At 46.1% G+C, this 19133-nt stretch carries 16 protein-coding genes; 5 read left to right on the forward strand and 11 right to left on the reverse strand.

All coding sequences use genetic code 11. The features are described 5' to 3' along the window. Position 1: 1 nt before the first annotated feature. Together rapA and C8D85_RS14570 are read right to left on the reverse strand one after the other, a co-directional pair. Positions 2–2830, reverse strand: a complete 2829-nt coding sequence (gene rapA / locus C8D85_RS14565) for an RNA polymerase-associated protein RapA (protein WP_133564027.1) — start codon at positions 2828–2830, stop codon at positions 2–4. Positions 2831–2832: 2 nt separating this feature from the next. Next, positions 2833–3450: a YigZ family protein gene (locus C8D85_RS14570; protein WP_133564030.1), complete on the reverse strand. Its 618-nt coding sequence runs from the start codon at positions 3448–3450 to the stop codon at positions 2833–2835. A 51-nt stretch (positions 3451–3501) separates the two neighbouring features. Between C8D85_RS14570 and C8D85_RS14575 the strand changes: the two genes are divergently transcribed. Continuing rightward, complete coding sequence (locus C8D85_RS14575; protein WP_133564032.1) at positions 3502–4797, forward strand: DNA recombination protein RmuC; 1296 nt, start codon at positions 3502–3504, stop codon at positions 4795–4797. Here C8D85_RS14575 and C8D85_RS14580 read toward each other — a convergent pair. The 4 genes from C8D85_RS14580 to ybfE form a co-directional block, all read right to left on the reverse strand. Beyond that, positions 4794–5954 carry a cation diffusion facilitator family transporter gene (locus tag C8D85_RS14580; RefSeq protein ID WP_133564043.1) on the reverse strand — a complete coding sequence of 387 codons (1161 nt, stop codon included), beginning with the start codon at positions 5952–5954 and terminating at the stop codon, positions 4794–4796. The two genes, C8D85_RS14575 and C8D85_RS14580, sit on opposite strands and share 4 nt — an antisense overlap. Positions 5955–6085: 131 nt before the next feature. Beyond that, positions 6086–6991, reverse strand: a complete 906-nt coding sequence (locus C8D85_RS14585; protein WP_133564046.1) for a recombination-associated protein RdgC — start codon at positions 6989–6991, stop codon at positions 6086–6088. A gap of 3 nt (positions 6992–6994) precedes the next feature. Further along, positions 6995–7573 carry a thymidine kinase gene (locus C8D85_RS14590; protein ID WP_133564048.1) on the reverse strand — a complete coding sequence of 193 codons (579 nt, stop codon included), beginning with the start codon at positions 7571–7573 and terminating at the stop codon, positions 6995–6997. 1 nt (position 7574) lies between these two features. After that, positions 7575–7865 (reverse strand): LexA regulated protein, encoded by a 291-nt coding sequence (gene ybfE / locus C8D85_RS14595; RefSeq protein WP_133564051.1) that lies wholly within the window; start codon positions 7863–7865, stop codon positions 7575–7577. Positions 7866–7899: 34 nt separating this feature from the next. Here ybfE and C8D85_RS14600 point away from each other — a divergent pair, with 34 nt between their 5' ends. Continuing rightward, positions 7900–8109 (forward strand): DUF2788 domain-containing protein, encoded by a 210-nt coding sequence (locus C8D85_RS14600; protein ID WP_133564053.1) that lies wholly within the window; start codon positions 7900–7902, stop codon positions 8107–8109. Positions 8110–8137: 28 nt separating this feature from the next. Here C8D85_RS14600 and C8D85_RS14605 read toward each other — a convergent pair whose 3' ends face one another. Continuing rightward, positions 8138–10156, reverse strand: a complete 2019-nt coding sequence (locus tag C8D85_RS14605; RefSeq protein WP_133564056.1) for a carboxy terminal-processing peptidase — start codon at positions 10154–10156, stop codon at positions 8138–8140. A gap of 122 nt (positions 10157–10278) precedes the next feature. On the opposite strand from C8D85_RS14605, the gene C8D85_RS14610 reads away from it, so the two are divergent. Then, positions 10279–11580, forward strand: a complete 1302-nt coding sequence (locus C8D85_RS14610) for a M18 family aminopeptidase (RefSeq protein WP_133564059.1) — start codon at positions 10279–10281, stop codon at positions 11578–11580. A gap of 85 nt (positions 11581–11665) precedes the next feature. On the opposite strand, the gene C8D85_RS14615 is transcribed toward C8D85_RS14610, so the two are convergent. Beyond that, positions 11666–12982, reverse strand: a complete 1317-nt coding sequence (locus C8D85_RS14615) for a TolC family outer membrane protein (protein WP_133564061.1) — start codon at positions 12980–12982, stop codon at positions 11666–11668. A gap of 202 nt (positions 12983–13184) precedes the next feature. Next, a complete protein-coding gene (locus tag C8D85_RS14620) occupies positions 13185–14441 on the reverse strand; it encodes a hypothetical protein (RefSeq protein WP_133564063.1) in 1257 nt (418 codons plus the stop codon). A gap of 109 nt (positions 14442–14550) precedes the next feature. Here C8D85_RS14620 and xni point away from each other — a divergent pair, with 109 nt between their 5' ends. Beyond that, complete coding sequence (xni, locus tag C8D85_RS14625) at positions 14551–15345, forward strand: flap endonuclease Xni (protein WP_133564065.1); 795 nt, start codon at positions 14551–14553, stop codon at positions 15343–15345. Here xni and C8D85_RS14630 read toward each other — a convergent pair. Next, complete coding sequence (locus tag C8D85_RS14630; RefSeq protein ID WP_133564067.1) at positions 15329–16150, reverse strand: nitrate- and nitrite sensing domain-containing protein; 822 nt, start codon at positions 16148–16150, stop codon at positions 15329–15331. The genes xni and C8D85_RS14630 overlap by 17 nt on opposite strands. A 1-nt stretch (position 16151) precedes the next feature. After that, positions 16152–17195, reverse strand: a complete 1044-nt coding sequence (locus C8D85_RS14635; protein WP_211342207.1) for a methyl-accepting chemotaxis protein — start codon at positions 17193–17195, stop codon at positions 16152–16154. Between the two features lie 444 nt (positions 17196–17639). On the opposite strand from C8D85_RS14635, the gene gltX reads away from it, so the two are divergent. Then, positions 17640–19121: a glutamate--tRNA ligase gene (gene gltX, locus C8D85_RS14640; RefSeq protein ID WP_133564071.1), complete on the forward strand. Its 1482-nt coding sequence runs from the start codon at positions 17640–17642 to the stop codon at positions 19119–19121. Positions 19122–19133: the final 12 nt, after the last annotated feature.

The following is a 19133-nucleotide window of genomic DNA, read 5'->3' on the forward strand; positions in this document are numbered from 1 at the left end:
ATTACTCTGGTTTAGTGGTCAGAATAATACGAATAGCGTCCAAACGGATTTGGTGCTCATCGATGCGTGTCAAACCTTCTTTTAGATATTGCTCGTACTCAGCAATGTGCTCATCTTTAATCGCTGAGTTCTGCTGTTGCAATTCTCGAAGACGATCAATCTCAGCTTGCCACTTACGCTGGTATGCTTCTTTCGCTGCATGGACCGTAGGGCGAGCCTGATCTTGAGCATTCAGTTGGTGAGCTTGCAGAATGTCCAATAGCTGAGAACGTAGAGCGGCAACCCATTGCTCTGCTACGCGATTTGGCACGCCTTTTAGCTTCTCTGCCCATTTGTCCGCGGTGAACTGGTTATGCAGGAATTTGCTGTTCGCATCGGACAGTTGCCAGATTGGCGTCAAAGGTAAGGATTGGGCAAGCTTCAAACGCGGGTGGCCTGTTGCTTCAATCACAAACATACTTTCTACCAAGACTGTGCCTTCTGGCAGCGCTGCAATCGGAAGAATCGCAGAGGTAAGTTTACCTGAGTCGAAACCTTGTACTTCATCCATCAACATGGTGATCAACGGGTGTTCCCACGTGGCAAAGGCAACGTCTTCACGTTGGCTGGCTTGGCGACGATCTAGCATGAGGACTTTACCTTCTTCCTCAATGCCAGGCAGCGCTTCAAGCATCATGTCAGTAGAAGGGCGGATAAACCAAGCACCTTGCTCTGGCTCGTCGTTCAGGCAATCGGCATAAATGTTGAAGGCATGAGTGACTTGCTCAATGTAATCGTGCAGGCCATGTCCCGCTTGATCATTAATTTGATCAATCAAAGACTGGGCAACGGTTGGGCGACAAGACGACATTTCTAACAGTCGATTGCGGCCTTCTTCCATCTGCTTGAGCAAAGCTTCGTGATAAATACGCGCTTCTTCGATCAGTGCTTGATCATCGTCGTTACCAAACAAGAATGACTGCAGTGGCTCTTTGAAGGCAGAATTCACTTTGTCACCAGAACCTGTCGTACGGTTAAAGGCATTAAGTGCGTTGTGATACCACTGGTAAAGGCGCTCTTGGACGCTGCCTTCTAGGTAAGGGACATGAATTTGTACCGTGTGACGTTGGCCTAAACGGTCCAAACGGCCAATGCGCTGTTCTAAGAGGTCAGGGTGCTCTGGTAGATCGTACATCACCAAGTTATGGCTGAACTGGAAGTTACGACCTTCACTGCCGATTTCAGAACATACCAGCACCTGCGCGCCTTCAGGGTCAGCAAAGTAAGCTGCCGCTCGGTCACGGTGAATCAATGGCATTTGCTCATGGAAATCGGCGCTTTGGAAACCTGCAAACGTCAGCTGGTCGTTTAGCCAGCGAGCCATGTCAGCCGTATGACAAATGACCAGCACTTTGGTTTTGGTCTTTTGATCCCCTAGGAACTCTTTTAACCACAACCAGCGTGGATCACTTTCCCATAGGCCATGATCAACACCAGATTCTGGCAGCACATGGTGTGCTGCACTAGCAAAGGTATCGTTGCTCACCAGCGGGTAGGCGTTTAGATTGCGCTCAGGGAAACCACCGATGGCCGCACGGGTGTTACGGAACATTTCACGACCTGTACCATGACGGTCGATCAGCCAGTTGATAGCATCTTGAGCCCCGGTTTGCTGTTTCGATGCGTCATTGGACGACAGCAACTCGAACCACTCTTTGTTTTGCACGTCGTGCAGGTAGTCGGAGAACACTTGTTGCCAATCTGGACATTCAAGACCGTGTTCGGCTTCCGTAAACGGTAACAAGGATTCGGCTAATTCCGCCGCTTTTTTAAAGTCGTTCTGTTGCGCCTGATACACTTCAAAGCTGTGGTAGTGCTCAGGGTCTAACAACTGTAGGCGAGAGAAATGCTCACGTTCACCGGTTTGCTCTGGTGTTGCGCTGAGTAGTAACAGAGACTCGCTTTCTGCCGCTAGACGAGCGACAAGCTGGTAACCCACGCTCGGTGCATCTGGTTCCCACGAAAGGTGGTGTGCTTCATCGACAATGACCATGTCCCATTCAGACAGCAGCATGTGTTGCGCTGCTTTGCTGTGTTGGGCAACCCAATCAATCGGTGCAATTACAAATGGCTGAGCGTCGAATGGGTTATCATCACCGTCCATGTAGTCTTCATAGACAGATTCATTAATCAACGTGAATGGTTGATGGAAACGGCGCAGCATCTCGACCAACCATTGGTGTTGCAAGTTGGTTGGCGTCAAGATTAAGGCGCGACGTGATAAACCGTTTAATACGCGATGATGAAGGATTAGACCCGCTTCAAGGGTTTTACCCATACCTACTTCGTCACATAGAAGCGCACGGGCAGCCGGACGATTGGCAATGTCATGAGCCAAGTACATTTGGTGCGGTAGCAATTCTGCTTTCAAACCCATCAAGCCGCGTACTGGGCTCGCAGAGTGGGCCGCTTGGTGCTCCAACGTTTTACGACGTAGATCAAACCACATACGGCGCGCAGGAGACAAAGCCAAAATGGAATCCAATTCGTTCTTGTCGTTACGAGGGAACTGAATCTCAGATTCATCGATCCACTCGTCACCAATGTTGTATTCCATTAACGAATCGTATTCACGTACTTCTAGTACCGCATAGGCTTCGCCATCAAAAATAAGCTGGTCGCCCGGTGTTAAGGTACGGCGCACTAGGCTAGTTTGAGAAACGGAATAATTACGTTCTGTTTCTGCATCGGAAAAGTACAAAACAAAGGATTTCGCTTGTAATTCAATAATAATGCCGATACCAAGATCTGGTTCGTTTCGGCTACTCCAACGTTGTCCTATTTGATACATAACTACTCTGTGTCGCTTTCAATAATCGTAATATTGCCCTGACATAAATCGATCAAGGCCTGTTTCTGTTCTGCCCACGTCCGTTCAATCACGGCGAGGGTAATGTCGATGCTTTCGCCAAACTGTTTGTCTTCTACATCAATATCGCTATTTTCTAGCCAATATTCCACTTTACCCATAATAGGATAGGCGATCTTGATGAAAACCGTTTGACGAGGATAAATTTCTTCCCAAACAAGTTGATCTAATGCTTCCACCACTGCTTGGCTGTATGCCCGCACTAAACCGCCTGCACCAAGCTTGATACCACCAAAATAGCGCGTCACCACCACGGTAATTTCACCAAAATTAGAATGCTGTAACACATTCAGCATCGGCTTACCGGCAGTGCCCTTTGGTTCGCCATCGTCGCTTTGATCCCAAAGGTGAACGTTATTCGGGGCACCCGCCACAAATGCCCAGCAATTATGGTTGGCATCTGGGTAGCGCAGGTTCATTTCTTCGATAAATGCCTTGGCTTCATCGCGTCCACGAGTCCGTCGAATAGTGGTAATGAACTGGCTATTTTTAATTTCCAGATCAAAGCGTTGCTCGTGTGTTGGGCTCTGGTAGTAATCCATGTAAACTTCGCTTAGCGATTGTTTTTAAACATAAAGTGGCGGGTTAAATAAATGACAGACTGGATGCAGCAATCTGTGTGGATGGCGTTAGCTTGTGTGGTCGGTGTGGCCATCACGACTACCATCGCGGGCGTTATTGTACAGAGAATCCAGCGCAAGTGGCAGGCTGAGCATGAAAATTCTGTGCAGGAATTGACGCAAATGCAGCAACGGCTAGAACGTGCACAACAAGAAATTCATCAGTTAGAAAAAGAAGCGCTGACCTTAGAGCAGCAATTTGCCGCCGCTCAAGAAATTTGGCAACAAAAAGAACACTTTTTTGAACAACAGAAGCGCCAAAATGAAGTGCAATTTAAACAGCTGGTACAAGAGATTATTCAGCAGCAAGGGGCTCGTTTGGCCACTGAAAATGAAAAACAGCTCAGTGCAATCTTGTCGCCGCTAGGTCAGAAAATTCATGAATTTCAGCAACGTGTTGAACAAAGCTACGATCAAGAGGCCCGCGAGCGCTTTTCGTTGGTCAAAGAAATCAAAAACCTTCAGTTGTTAAATCAGCGCATCAGCGATGATGCGATGAGCTTAACGGAAGCGTTAAAGGGACAAAACAAGGTTCAAGGTGGCTGGGGAGAAGTCATTCTTGAGCGAATCTTAGAGCGATCAGGCCTAGAAAAAGGGCGAGAATACGAGGTTCAAGTATCACTCAATACCGAAGATGGAAAACGCTATCAGCCAGATGTCATTGTGCACTTGCCTGAAAACAAGCAAATCATCATTGACTCTAAAATGGTCTTGGTGAGTTATCTTGCTTATGTGGAAGCTGAAGATGATATTACTCGCCAGCAAGCACTTAGACAGCACCTCGACGCCATTCGCCGTCATATGAAAGAACTGAGTGCTAAGAATTATCACGACTTAAAAGGCATTACATCGCTGGATTTCGTGATTATGTTTATACCAATCGAAGCGGCTTATGGTTTAGCTCTACAAGCAGAGAACGGTCTGTTCTCAGAGGCGTTTGAGCACAACATTATTATCACAGGCCCTTCTAACTTGCTGGCAACACTGCGCACCGTACAGAACATCTGGCGTAATGAGAAACAGAGTCAAAATGCCTTGGAGATCGCAAGGCAAGCAGGGGCGATGTACGACAAGTTCGCTGGATTTGTGCAGGATATGGACGATATCGGCGCCAAAATAGACACGCTCTCACGCAGCCATGATCAAGCGATGAAAAAACTGTCTATCGGTCGCGGTAATCTGATGAGTCGTGCAGAGCGTTTGCGCATGATGGGAGCGAAAACTAATAAACAGTTAACGCTCCCCGAAGACGATCAGGACGAGGTTTAGTCGAACTGCCAGAGCACCTTATGATCTTTACCATAAGGAACCTTCTGAAGGTCAAATAAGACGCTGTTCGTCAGTTTGGTGAGATCTTGGCTAGGCGCTTTGGTCGCGTTACCAATCAGGTAAATGTTCAGAGTCTTATCCAGGTAATGAAGCTGAGTGCGGTCTATGTCGATATACTCTCGATGACTACGTAGCATGAAACCAAGATCGGCAAGAACCTGGTCACGTGCTGGCAGTTGAAGCGCTGGCGGGCGTCCAGTGGATTCGTGATTTAGCGTATCCGATTGGATATGGTCATCAGTATCCACATGCACCATGACATCTTGTACCTGAGGGTGAGCTTTCTTAATAGTGTACACCACCAGATCACTCAAATAGTGTCCTTCACTGACAGTTGCATGAGCAGGGACATGGATATGCATGTCGAGGAAGATCTTGCCTGCCATAGAACGCGCACGAATATCGTGAGGGGCCATAACATTTTTTAGGCTGGCTGCTGTGTCACGAATTTGCTCAATGGTCTTAGGATCGGGAGCGGTATCCACCAACTCTTTTACGTTATCCCAAATCATTTCCACGGCAATTTTGCCAATTAAGATACCGACAATGACCGATGCTGCTTTATCGGCCCAGTCATAGCCGAAATACACCCCCGCTAAACCTGCTAGTACGGCAACAGAAGACAGCGCATCACTACGACTGTGCCAAGCGTTAGCGATTAATAATTTACTGCCGATCTTTTTGCCAGCGCGGTGGGTGTAGTGAAAAATCGCTTCTTTAACGACGATGGTTAACACCACGGCCGCCAAACCGTACCAAGTTACCGTTGGGGAAAGCTCGGCATTGAAAGCTTCAAAGACGATTCCCGTGGCCACGACAATAAGTACGACACCTAGGATAACCGTGGTCAAGGTTTCAAAGCGTAAGTGGCCGTATGGGTGATTTTTATCGGGGGCTTGGCGTGCGTTGTTAGCGGCGATCAAGACGAATAAGTCGGTGACCAAGTCGGATAAGGAGTGAATACCATCAGCGACAAGGGCTTGAGATTGAGATAGCCAGCCTGCAATAATTTTGGCGATACCCAGAACGGCATCCCAAAACGCTCCGACAAGGGTAACTCGTTGAGCTATTTGCTTTTCTTGTTGCATTTTTGACATGAATCAGCGACCTAAAATCCTATTTATGCAGCGATAAATACCGCTTAAAAAAAACATGGAACGGCAGGCTTCAGGTATACTCTGATATAGCCGCCGTTCTCCCCAGTGTTATCCACCCAATCTGTGGAAAACTAGTCCTCGTCTTGAATTTCAAACCATACTTTATAGGACTCGAAAAAGTCTCGTACGGTCAAAGACATCAAAGCAAAATTGGCGTCCATATCCGATAAAGCACCACCTTGAGAGTCATTAAAGGCGTTGTCTTTTAGGGTGTCATCAAATTTCACTTTCTTCAGTGTTAGGTCGTCATTGAGTACAAAGGACATTTTATCGGTCCAGCGCAGTGCTAAGTTTTTAACACTCATACCTTGTTCAAGGTGTCGCGTTACGTCCTCGGAAAGTGGTTCTAGGGATTTGAAGCGAATCTTTGCACGATCCTCGGAAGCATCTTGGATTTCAACTTCGTCACCGGTTTCAAGGCTCGCAGGAACGTCATTCTTGACTAGCCAATCTGTCATAATGGAAGAAGGCGAGACAGTGGCTTGCAAAGGCACCATTGGGAAGCTGCCAAGGGTGGTTTGTAGCAGCTTGAACAATTGCTCTGTCATGCCTGCATTGGTGCTGTTTAAAACTAATAATTTGGCTTTTAGATCAATGTACGCCCAGATATCAGAACGTTTTGCAAACGCCTTTGGACGCAGGGAAAACACCAATTCTTCTTTGAGGTCGGCTTTCTCTTTACGACCCACTTTACGGCCTTCTACGAGCTCAATCTCGGCAACTTTTGCTTCAAGTTCTTCGCGCACGACGGCAGTAGGAAGTACTTTTTCCTCCTTTCCTGCGCGAACGAGCATGCACAGATCGCTGGAGATCGACCATTGTTCGCTATTACGGATCAAGGGGAGCCAGCCGAAGGTGAATTCGTCCTGGGAGCCACACTCACGCAGAGGATGATCTGGAAGTTTGGTGACGAGGTCGGTACTGCTGAAGTTTTCCGTATCCTTGAGTTGGAAAATCTGTAAATTCTTAAACCACATAAATCAGTCCTTCATCGCTTCTTTAAAATGTTTACGGCATACGGAAATATAGCGATCGTTACCACCAATTTCGATTTGTGTACCTTCTTTAATTGCCTGACCATGTGCATCCACTCGAATGACCATGGTTGCTTTGCTACCACAATGACAGATGGTTTTTAATTCAATTAAGGCGTCCGACCAAGCCAGTAGGGCTTTACTGCCGGGAAATAGTTCGCCTTGGAAATCCGTGCGTATACCAAAGGCTAAGACGGGGATGTTGAGACGATCGACCACGTCCGATAGTTGATACACTTGTTCCTTGGTAAGGAACTGGGCTTCATCTACCAGCACACAGCCCACTTTGTCTACTTGATGATTTCGCTCGATGAGAGAAAACAGCTCGGTTTCAGCTTGAAACAGCTCAGCCTCTGCGGCAATGCCAATGCGTGAGGTGATTTGCCCTTGATCATAGCGATCATCCAGTGCTGCTGTGAGCAGAAGCGTGTTCATGCCACGTTCTTGGTAGTTGTAAGCAGACTGCAACAAGGTGGTGGATTTACCAGCATTCATTGCGGAGTAGTAATAATAAAGTTTCGCCATGCTAGGTATCTTTTGTTGTCATTTTAGATTTATTGAAGGCAAGGGCGACTTGCATAGTGAGCCAATCAGCTCGCTTAATCCCTGACATGTCACACAGCATGTCGAGCTTTTTTACGGTATCCTCATCCACGACTAATTCAACTCGTTTCATCCCTAATGATTTTTCTTTCTCGCGTTGCGCGCGTTTATTCGCTTTAAGTTGGTCTTTGCGAGGTAAAGGATGAGTACGGGGGCGGCCGCGCACCTTGCCAAATAGGTCAATGGTATTGCGGTCAGAAGAAGCTTTAGCCATAACGTAATAGAATCGATTTTATCAGTAGGTTGAAATGGAAATAGAAGAATTTGAGTCCATCATGGTGACCGTATTAATCAGCGGCTTTTGCATGTTTATGTTGTTCATCATGTGGGACCTTGCTCGTAAGTCAAACGCCGGAAAATTGGGCACATTCGTTATTATCGGCGGTTTGGGCCTTGGAATGCTAGCATTTGTCTTAAAAGGTGTTGTGATTGAGCTTATTTTAGGTGGGGCAGGCTGACCTAGCAGGCCAGCTTCCCCAGTTAAGGCTAGTGATTTTGCTGATATAAGCTGATGAAGTCTAAGATCACCTCAGCCGCTTCGTGGGCGTAGACATCCTCTTCAGGTGCTTCAATATCGTCCACATTATCAAGTGTTGGTAAGTCTAAGGCTTGGCGACGTTTATTTTCGCGCTTCAACTCACTTTGCTCACTTTCTTCACGTTGTTGCTCACGGGTCTTTTCATTGAGAGAAATAGACTTGAAGTGTTCAGACTGCTGTTTGACATAATCAATCTGTTCTTCCAAAGCAACAAAGTTAGCGTCTTGCTTGATTCGATCACTGTGAAGCTGTGTCAGATCGGCAATGTACTCATCAAAATTCCAGTACACAGGGTAGCGAGTGTCGTGAATCTTATCCCATGGCAATGGGTTGTCTAACGCGCTTTCACCAACGTCATCGGTATTGATGAGGGAAGGGAAGTTGATGTCAGGCATCACCCCTTTGTGTTGGGTACTCTCGCCAGATACGCGATAAAACTTCGCTTGGGTAATTTTCAGCTGTCCTTTGTCCAGTTCTTGGAGCACCTGAACAGTACCTTTACCAAACGTTTGATCGCCTACAATGATCGCACGGCCGTAATCTTTCAGTGCACCAGCAACGATTTCTGAAGCAGAAGCGCTCATACGGTTGACCATCACCGCCATCGGGCCGCTGTAGGCAACGTCACGATCTTGATCCCCAAGAATGCTAACACGGCCTGATGCGTCACGGATTTGAACCACAGGGCCTGCTGGAATGAACAAACCGGTTAGAGAGTTGGCTTCTTGTAATGAGCCACCGCCATTGTTGCGTAGGTCTAGAATCAAGGCTGTGATGCCTTCTTCTTGTAACTCTTCGATCAGCTTCTTGGTATCACGTGTTGAGCTTTTGTAGTCACGATCACCTCGTTGAATGGCAGCAAAGTCAGAGTAAAACGTTGGTAGTTCGATGACGCCAACTTTAAAGGTTTTACCTCCGCGCTCAACCTCGACAATTTTCTTTTGAGCGGATTGATCTTCTAACTTAACTTTTTCACGGGTAATGGTGATTTTCTTACTGTTTTGCGAATTGCTGTTCGCAGGAATGATTTCAAGGATGACATTTGTACCACGCTCGCCTCGGATCATATCCACCACGTCGTCAAGGCGCATTCCGACTACATCAATCATAGGCTTGCCTTCTTGGCCAACAGCGATGATGCGGTCGTTCGGTGCTAATTCATTTTGCGCTTCAGCTGGGCCGCCAGGAATCAGTCGAACGACTTTAGTGTAGTCGTCTTCCATTTGTAAGACAGCGCCGATCCCTTCTAGGGAGAGGCTCATGTTGATGTTAAACGCTTCTGATGCTCGCGGTGCGAAATACGTTGTATGCGGGTCCAATACAGCGGTCACTGAGTTAGCAAAACTCTGGAATACATCTGTCGCATTGGTTTGATCAATTTGCTTTAGCTGACTTTTATAGCGACGCTCAATGGCTTCGATGATTTCTTGTTGCTCTTCGCCATTTAATTTAAGGGTTAAAGCGCGGTTTTTGATTCGTTTGCGCCAGTAGTCATCCAGTTGTTCCTGGTTTGTGGCCCAGGCCAGCTTGTCTGGATCAATATTCAGGCTTTCATCGACGCTGTAATCAAAGCCTTTGACCATGTTAGGGATCTCGGCCAAGACTTTTTCAAGACGCGTTTCAGCACGTTCTAGGTAAACGTTGTAGATATCGTAAGCAACCTGAGAATTGCCATTGCGTAATGCATCATCAAAAGCATCACGGTATTTCGATAAACGATCGATGTCCTCTTGCAGCAAGAAGCTTCGTGACGGATCTAAGGCGTCTAAGTAATTGTCGAACGCTTGTTCTGAGATTTCATCGTCGATCAGAGTTTTGTTATAGTGGACGTTCTCTAGCGTTGACACGATTTCTTGGGCAACGCGATCATAGTCATGAGGTGGTTCGAGTTTTTCATACGCCGAAACGGAACCGCTGGCTAACGCGATACTAGGAAGTAAACTTAACAACAGGCGTTTGTAGATCATCCGCGATTGGTTCCCTTAAACTAATTAGTCTGTGATTACTAAAATCATATTAGACTCGTATCGACAAGACCAGTCCAGTGACGAAAAAGTCGTTTTTTATATCATTGACTTAGCAGGAAAATATGAATCAAGCCAGTTTTAATCAATCTTTGTTGTCATTTCTTGATGATTCCCCAACACCGTTTCATGCCGTAGCGACAATGAAGCGAGATCTGCTGGCCGAAGGCTATGAGCAGCTTGATGAACAGCAAGAGTGGGTGATCAGTGAAGGCGGCAAGTATTTTGTTACCCGCAATGACTCCTCAATCATTGCCTTTACTACACCTACCTTGGATTTTGCTCATCAAGGTTTCCGTATGATTGGCGCCCATACTGACAGTCCATGTTTGAAACTAAAGCCTAACGCTCACGTAGAACGTTTTGGTTACCACCAGCTAGGAGTGGAAGTGTACGGCGGTGTGCTGCTTCACACTTGGCTTGATCGTGATCTTTCTATTGCGGGACGTGTGACGTTTAAGACAGAGTCAGGAGAGCTTAAGAGCCGCTTGATTGACTTTAAAGACCCGATTGCCTTAGTGCCCAATTTAGCTATTCATTTGAGCCGTGGCGTCAATACCGAAGGCTTTAAGGTCAATCCGCAAGAAGAAATCTTGCCAGTGCTTTGTGGCGCAGAACATACCTTTGAACTGGAAGCGCTGCTGAAAGAGCAAATTATTCGTCAGAATAGTGATGTGACAGTGGAATCTGTATTGAGCTTTGAGTTGAGCCTCTATGATGTACAAAAAGCGGCGATTACCGGTTTGCATGGGGACTATATCAGCGCTGCACGCCTGGATAATTTGCTTAGCTGCTATGTTGGTATGCAGGCTCTATTGAATGCAGATGCATCTCGCCCAACGTTGCTGATTTGTACTGACCATGAGGAGGTGGGTAGTCAATCTTCTTGTGGCGCAAATGGCCCATTCTTAGAAGATGTATTGCGTCGATTAACGCCTGTACCTGAGCAATACACTCAGACGGTACAGCATTCTATGCTGATCTCAGCAGATAATGCCCACGCTTTGCACCCTAACTACGCGGCAAAACACGATCAACTGCATGCGCCTTTGATCAACCAAGGTGCGGTCATTAAGGTGAACAATAATCAACGATACGCTACCAACAGTGAAACCGCAGCAGTTTATAAGGACATTGCTAACAGTTTGGGGCTTCCGGCACAGACCTTCGTAGTGCGTAGCGATATGGCCTGTGGCAGTACCATCGGCCCGATTACGTCAGGGGAGATTGGTGTGGCTACATTGGATATTGGCTTGCCAACTTTCGGTATGCATTCGATCCGTGAATTGGCTGGCAGTGTGGATGCCTTCAATTTATACAAGATTCTAGTGGCGTTTACTGAGCGAGAGCATTTGATTACTGCTTAAATAAGTTAACTAAACTAGGCCGTTCTTAGAGCAAAAAAAACAGCGCATGATGCGCTGTTTTTTTTATCTCAAATGCTAAACAGCATTAAATCAGCCATTGGTTCAGCTCAGCAATATCTTCTTCACTAAGATCGCCAGTCAGCTGGTCTAAAGTGATTTGCTGTAAAACGAAGCTGTAACGAAGTTGTTCGTATGTATTCTTGGCATCGAAGTATGTGGACTGAGCGTCCAACAGTTCAACGATATTACGAGTTCCCACGTCATAGCCAGCTTGTGTCGCTTCTAATGCACTCTCTGAAGAGCGAATCACTTGCTGTTGTGCTTTCACTTGTGCTGCCAGGGTTTTAAGTTGCAACACGGCGCTACGGATGCTTAATTCGATGTCTTGAATCGAGCTAGCGCGGGATTCGAAAACAGACTCTGCACTGGCTACAGCCTGGCGTACGGAAGCACTGATGGCACCACCACTGTATAGTGGAATAGCAACGCCTAAGCCAATGGACGCAGTGTTTGTCACACCATCTTGTCTTGAAGACGTCTCGGTTGAATAGTTGTTATCCGTACGAGCAAGTGAGCCTGTGATGGATACAGTTGGAACACGGCCACTGGCTTTTTGGATGTCTATGTTGTTTTGCGCAGACTCAACAGAAAGATCCAGAACTTGGATACTCTTATTCGACGTCATAGCGCGTTTGATTAGAGCATCCGCATTAAGGTTTGGATCCACCTCGATCGGGAAGGAATCAGACAGACGTGGAATGTCTTCGATACTTTGACCTGTACGCTGATATAAAGACTCTAGTGCAATGGTCAGATCAGACTCCGCTTCTAGTTCTGTCACAAGAATCGAATCATAAGCAGCCTGAGCATCTTGCAGGTCTGTTACAGAGACAAGACCGACTTCGTATTGCTTCTTCACTCGGTCCAACTGGCCAGCATAGCTTTTCACCTGAGAACGGGTAGTGTCTAGTGTCGCTTGTGCTGTCAGCACAGCAAAGTAGTCATTCAGAGTATTAAAGATCAGTTGTTCTTTGGCCTGCTCTAATTCAACCCCAGCGCTGGCGAAGGTGATTTCTACCGCATCAACACCATAATCAAGTGCTGGCGAATAGATAGGGTAGTCAAGATTTAGAGCTAGTTGGTTTTGAGTATTACTGTAGGAGTCAGCATTATCAGGGTTGGTGTCAGTGTAACCTAGGTTGCCACTAAAGCTGATGTTTGGGTAAAGGTTACCGCGGGTCACTTCTACCTGCTCTTTGTCTGCTCGGTATGACGCATTCGCTGCGCGCAAACTTGGATCGTGGGCTTTGGCTAAATTGTAAACTTCACTCAGGCTCTCTGCATGCACTGTAGGTAGTGCCACCGTTGCCGCAATAAACGATGCGATAATGTGCTTTTTCATAGGTTCCTTTCTTGCCTCGATATGAAATAAATTTATATTACCTGACGGTACTGACAGTGAATACTGCGTTTTTTGTTATATCTTGTATGACTACTGACAATATCATACCCATAAGCAAAATCGTTCGAGCCTATTGTGTAAATAATGCAATATAGCCATGAGGACTCTGCAAGAAAGTCCTCATTTCATTGCTATATTGAGATTAAGAGTCAGTAGGTGCTAACTCGACAGTGTAGCGTATTTGGTAAGTGGAATTGGGGGCAATCGATCCATGCAGTGCGACACTGTTGGCGTTGATTTGCTCCAACGAGCGCAAAGATAACTCTCGAATTGGCGCCGACATGCGATGATTGATTTGATAGTCCTGAGGGCGTTTCGATAGGTTTTTCAAAGACAGCTCCCAAGTTTGCGTGATCCCTTTAGCGCCTTTGGACTCGGTAATCAGCGTTAGATCACCTGTTAAATCCAAGCTTTTGTTAAGCATGACTTCAACTTCCGCACCTTCACGCATATTTTTTAAAGCGACCGGTTGCCCACTGAGGTAGTAAGGCTTCTTGTGCCAGAGGGTTTGGTATGTGCCAGGCATTAGATCTTTTGGACTATCAAAGCGTATTTGTTGCTGGAAGTTCAAAGGAAGTTTAGACGCTGAGGAGTAGCTATAAACCGACGATACATTACTGCGCTGCGTAATTCGGCTAGAATGTTTGCCTAAATCTACTAGGGTCTGTGAGGCTGCTGGCAGGGTTAGGTCAGTCAGTTCAAGGGTAATCTCACTGTCTTGGTAATCGGTGCTCGGAGCACTGCGTTCCGCCATCATATCCCCAGCTACAGCGCTTTTCATCATCATGGGGCGTACAAGCGAATTGCGTTGGCTGTAGTGCAGCAGGGCACTATCAAGAGCGATGTCCAAAGAAGCATTGTTTTGGATACTAGCTTGCTGGATAAGCGTCACTTCTTGGTCGTCAATGATCATTGATAATTCTGGCTGCCAGCGGATGTCAGCAGTTTGATAAGTGAGAATACCTTGATAGTTAAGCGATGTACGACTATTGGATGCAGCTAACTTCGGTACCAAGTAAAAGTCATTAATCGGATAGTTAGCCGATACGCGCTTAACACTTAAAGTGAAGTATTGGTCATTCACAGCCTCAAGTGTCCCCTCGAGGGATAGCTCTCGATTTTTATGCTCAACTCTAACGGGTTGTCCAAGATGATCGCTCCAACTTTTGCGAGTGCTATTGAAAAAGTCGGGTAGTTGGAATGGCGAATAATTTTTGCCGATAGGCAAAATACTACCTTCCACTGGAGTGAAGCTCAGTGATGCGCCTTTTACCAAGTTTTCGGTTACTTGGCTGCCATGTTGATCGATGACGATGGCATCAGGGGCAGCAAACGCAGTGACAGATGTCAGCAGTAAGCCTGTAACCGTTGCATTGCTTAACATGGTTTTCGTGTCCATTGGCCTTCCTCTGTTGAAATGGGCGATAGAGAGCATGGGATTGCTCCTTTCTAAACGAGAATAACGTAGAATACGCAAAGATATATAGGACACAAAGTGGAAGGTTAGTGTGCAAAAAGGGCTTTTACTCATTGATGGCTTAAACTTGATAAGACGCTTACATGCGGCGTTAGAGAGTGAGCAGGACTCTAATCGGCGAATTGAAAGAACCCAAAGCCTTTGTATTGATGCCTTGTCAAAGCTGGTGACACAGTTTTCACCTGCTTATATGGCGGTGGTGTTTGATTCTCCCAGTAAAACTTGGCGTCATGAGGTGTTTCCAGAATATAAACTCGGCCGTCCACCCATGGAGGATACTTTACTAGAGGCGATGCCAGCATTTGCGCAGGTGTTTCGCTTTAATGGTTGGCCTTGTCTTCGATTAACGGGCTGGGAAGCAGATGATTTGGTAGCGACTCTGGCTTATAAAGCCAGTCTTAAAGAGATCCCCTCGATGATTGTGTCAACGGATAAGGGCTACACCCAGCTATTGAAATTTCCGCATATTCTGCAATATGACTATTTTGCCAAGCAAGGTTATGACCGGGAGTGGGTAGAGGAAAAATACGGTGTGAAGCCAGAATTGTTACCTGATTATTGGGCCTTGGTTGGTGACACCACCAATCATATTCCTGGTGTAAAGGGCATTGGTCCCAAATCGTCAGTGGATATTTTGTCGGATAAACAAAGTTTAGAAGATGTTTTTGCGAGTCTATCTGAGTATCCCGCCAAATTTCAGAAACTACTAGACGGGCAATTAGCACATTGCCAATTTGCCCGCTCTTTAGTGACGCTTAAGTGTGATGTTGAAATTGGCATCCGCTTGTCTCAGTTGGCGTTAAGAGACGCTAGCCATTCACTTTAGTATTGATGGTCTTAAAGCCATTTAGAATGCAGTCGTATAACTGGTCAATCACTTGTGTAGACTCTTTGAAAAGGTACTCAGGATCTTGTTCCCTTAAACTTGCATCCTCGGTACCTGAGCGCACGACAGACAAGAAATCTTGTAGTTTAGATAATCCACTAGAAGGGAAGTGTTGTTGCAATGATGACAACCTCTCTTCAATGCGTGTCAATGTGTACATAAGCTGCAATTTCTTGTCCGAGCTGATTTCATGGCGGCTCGCGACTTGAACAGACAGACCTCGGATTTGCGCGAGTGATTCCGTCAGTTCAGGTACCGTTTTGACCATCTGCGTGGCTAGAATTCTTACGTCTGGGTCAGCATTGGTTGTCAGGCCGTATTTGTCGGCGATTTCCCACAGGCCGTCCAGAGCTCTGCCTATCATACCGGAATGTGCTCGGAAGCTTTCTTCGGCGGAGTGATGCGTTTGATTTAATAGATTCTGCCAGCGCGCTTTTAGGGCTTTAATGCCCACTTCAAAAGGGTTGCTACTGTTTAGCTGGAATTGCTCAAGCGTGGTAAAGCGATGTGTCAAATCAGACTCAATCAGCTGTAACTTAGACTTAAAGTCTTGATTGCCATTTAATACCCCTGAGTGCAGTGCACGGTGTTGCTGGATTAACTTGATGATTTCCAGTAGCTGCCGCAGAGCATCAATGCCTTTTAAGGTCATTTCACGGCTATGTTTAAGGCTGTAGTAGTAACGTAAAGTTGCCAAGCCTGATAGAAAAAAACACAAAAATATCGTGCTGAAAATGATGACCATATTACACCTCCTGTGGTGCTAGTCGCGTTGCTAGCCACTCTAAATATCGAACCATATCTTTGGTGCTTTGACTGTTTTGAGTCTGTTTGTCGCTGACTTGTGCAATGTCTTGTAAGCGGCGACATAAATCATCATTGGCCGCTTGGAAGTCGTGGATCGTTGTCTGAGAAAGCTGCATGTCTGACTGCGTTTTTTCGGCGGCTAATCGAATGTCAGCCAGTAGGTCTTGAACTTGAGTTAATGAACTAGTGGCTTGTTGAGCTTGCGAGATTAGGCTACCGCTATTGCGGTTGGAAGAGTCTACCTGCTCAGTCATGGATTTAACCAGTTGAGCAATATCATTGGTGACGGTTTCAGTATTAGCGGCTAGGGTTCTGACCTCGTTCGCTACCACGGCAAAGCCTCTACCTGCCTCACCAGCTCGTGCGGATTCAATGGCTGCATTGAGCGAGAGTAGATTTATTTGTTCGGTAATGTCGCCGATTCGCGTGACAAACTCGGCAATATTTTGAGCTGCGACACTGAGGGTTTCAATTTGAGTCTGGTTTACACTGACGGTGTGATTCATCGAATCAATTTTATCGGCTAAGTCTTTCAAAGCTGTGGCGCCTTGTTGGGATCGAGATAGCGTTTGCGATGCCATGCCTGTGGTCGTGTCTAATCTCATTGATACATCGTTGATAGTCGTGCTCATTTCTTCACTGGTGCTTGCAAGTTGATCTAACGCCTGTGATTCGCGCATGGCACCCTCGGCCACTTCATTGGATGACTTCAGTAGCTCCTTTGCTGTGAATGAAGCCTCCATGGCACAGCTTTTCAACAGTTCTTCTTTGCTGGTGAGGGTGCGAGTCAGCGTATTGATATGATCTGCAATGGTATTAAATTCATTATCACTTCTGGAAAGAGTGACCCTGTTGGAAAGGTGTTGTGGATTGAGCACATCTTTCAGTCGGTTCTTGGTGAGATACGACTGAGCTAAACCTAAATACGCTAATAGTGTGATCCCAAGGCTTGCATACCAATGGGAGAAGACCAAGTTAAACACATTGTGAACCATTAAAAAGGTAAGACTACCTAGGCACAAAAATACGATGACTTTTCCATAATAGGAAAGGCTTGAGATCAAAAGTTCTCCTGGGGTGAATAGCATCCTTTGTTTCCTTCTACTCTATGGCAATGATTTTTTGTTATTAGATTTTTCTAATTAATTAGCAACTTTTAGGCCATAAATAGTGAGCAAGCACCTCATAGAAAAAGTGATTTATAACAACGAGTAATGAAGGGTGTTTAACCGAAACAGCTCAAAGTCAGCTTCGATATCATGATGAAGTGCTCTAAGTTGGAGCAAGCCACTGTGAGATAGTGGTGCAACCTTGAATATTCATATTGATTGCAAGCTAACACGGAAAAGATCTTGAATAGCCCTTACCGATCACTCGTAACAGGCATATAATACGCAGCATTATTCACCCGATTAATGAGATAGGATATGTCTGAGGTAAGAACTCGTATTGCGCCATCTCCAACTGGCGACCCTCACGTTGGTACTGCATACATCGCACTGTTTAACATGGCTTTTGCTAAGAAAATGGGCGGTGAATTTATTTTACGTATCGAAGATACTGACCAAACACGCAGTACCCCTGAATCGGAGAAAATGATCCTTGATGCGCTGCGTTGGTTAGGCTTGGATTGGGCGGAAGGTCCAGATGTCGGTGGTCCACACGGCCCTTACCGTCAAAGTGAACGCGGCCACATCTACAAAGATTATGCCCTAGAGCTTGTTGAAAAAGGTCACGCATTCTACGCGTTTGAAACGCCAGAAGAACTAGATCAAATGCGTGCTGAGCAAAAAGAACAAGGCTTACCACAGAAATACGACGGCCGTGCTCTGAACCTTACTGCGGAAGAAGTTCAAGCAAAACTTGACGCTGGCGTACCATACGTTATCCGTATGAAAGTGCCTGAAGAAGGCACTTGTGTGGTTCAAGATATGCTGCGTGGCACGATCGAAATCGATTGGGCTCAGATTGACCAGCAAGTACTTCTAAAAGCAGATGGTCTGCCAACTTATCACCTAGCAAACGTTGTTGATGATCATCTAATGAAAATCACCCACGTCATTCGTGGTGAAGAGTGGATCAACTCTGCGCCTAAGCACATTTTGTTGTACCAATACTTTGGTTGGGAAATGCCGACATTGTGCCACATGCCATTGTTGCGTAACCCAGACAAATCTAAACTGTCTAAGCGTAAGAACCCAACATCGATTCTGTACTACCAGCGTATGGGCTTTTTGCCAGAAGCGGTCATCAACTATCTAGGTCGTATGGGTTGGTCAATGCCTGATGAGCGTGAAAAGTTCGCCTTGTCTGAAATGATCGAGAACTTCGATATCCAGCGTGTTTCATTGGGTGGTCCTGTATTTGATGTTGAGAAGCTTAAATGGCTGAACGGCGTTTGGATTCGTGAAGATCTATCGGTTGCAGACTTTGCTCAGAAGTTTGCTAAGTGGGGTTTGAACAGCGAATACGTGAACGCTATTTTGCCATTGATCATTCCACGTATCGATACATTCTCTGATGTAGCAGATGTTGCTGGCTTCTTCTTCAAAGGTCAATTGGATGTAACAGCAGAGTCGTTTGCTGACATCAAGATGGAAGAAGAAACACTGCGCAAAGCATTACAGTTTGCTCTGTGGAAGCTTGAAGCGTTGCGTTCTTGGGAGAAAGACAAAATCTTCGCTGAGATGAAGTCTCTTGCGCAAGCAATGGAAGTGAAGCCAAAAGATTTCTTCGCGCCATTATTTGTTGCGGTAGCGGGCACAACAGCGTCTGTATCAGTGTTTGATTCCATGACTATTCTTGGTCCTGATATGACTCGTGCTCGTCTACGTCATGCTGTGAACGCAGTAGGTGGCCCATCTAAGAAAGAAACTAAACGTTGGGAAAAAGAGTTCGCTGAGCTTTAATTCGCTAAGCGT

Origin of the sequence: Marinomonas communis (assembly GCF_004363305.1) — a bacterium.
Taxonomy (GTDB): domain Bacteria; phylum Pseudomonadota; class Gammaproteobacteria; order Pseudomonadales; family Marinomonadaceae; genus Marinomonas; species Marinomonas communis.

Bases quoted from the DNA above. Each gene is read 5' to 3' on its own strand.
- rapA (WP_133564027.1), bottom strand. From the start codon at position 2,830: ATGTATCAAATAGGACAACGTTGGAGTAGCCGAAACGAACCAGATCTT.
- C8D85_RS14570 (WP_133564030.1), bottom strand. From the start codon at position 3,450: ATGGATTACTACCAGAGCCCAACACACGAGCAACGCTTTGATCTGGAA.
- C8D85_RS14575 (WP_133564032.1), top strand. From the start codon at position 3,502: ATGACAGACTGGATGCAGCAATCTGTGTGGATGGCGTTAGCTTGTGTG.
- C8D85_RS14580 (WP_133564043.1), bottom strand. From the start codon at position 5,954: ATGTCAAAAATGCAACAAGAAAAGCAAATAGCTCAACGAGTTACCCTT.
- C8D85_RS14585 (WP_133564046.1), bottom strand. From the start codon at position 6,991: ATGTGGTTTAAGAATTTACAGATTTTCCAACTCAAGGATACGGAAAAC.
- C8D85_RS14590 (WP_133564048.1), bottom strand. From the start codon at position 7,573: ATGGCGAAACTTTATTATTACTACTCCGCAATGAATGCTGGTAAATCC.
- ybfE (WP_133564051.1), bottom strand. From the start codon at position 7,865: ATGGCTAAAGCTTCTTCTGACCGCAATACCATTGACCTATTTGGCAAG.
- C8D85_RS14600 (WP_133564053.1), top strand. From the start codon at position 7,900: ATGGAAATAGAAGAATTTGAGTCCATCATGGTGACCGTATTAATCAGC.
- C8D85_RS14605 (WP_133564056.1), bottom strand. From the start codon at position 10,156: ATGATCTACAAACGCCTGTTGTTAAGTTTACTTCCTAGTATCGCGTTA.
- C8D85_RS14610 (WP_133564059.1), top strand. From the start codon at position 10,279: ATGAATCAAGCCAGTTTTAATCAATCTTTGTTGTCATTTCTTGATGAT.
- C8D85_RS14615 (WP_133564061.1), bottom strand. From the start codon at position 12,982: ATGAAAAAGCACATTATCGCATCGTTTATTGCGGCAACGGTGGCACTA.
- C8D85_RS14620 (WP_133564063.1), bottom strand. From the start codon at position 14,441: ATGGACACGAAAACCATGTTAAGCAATGCAACGGTTACAGGCTTACTG.
- C8D85_RS14630 (WP_133564067.1), bottom strand. From the start codon at position 16,150: ATGGTCATCATTTTCAGCACGATATTTTTGTGTTTTTTTCTATCAGGC.
- gltX (WP_133564071.1), top strand. From the start codon at position 17,640: ATGTCTGAGGTAAGAACTCGTATTGCGCCATCTCCAACTGGCGACCCT.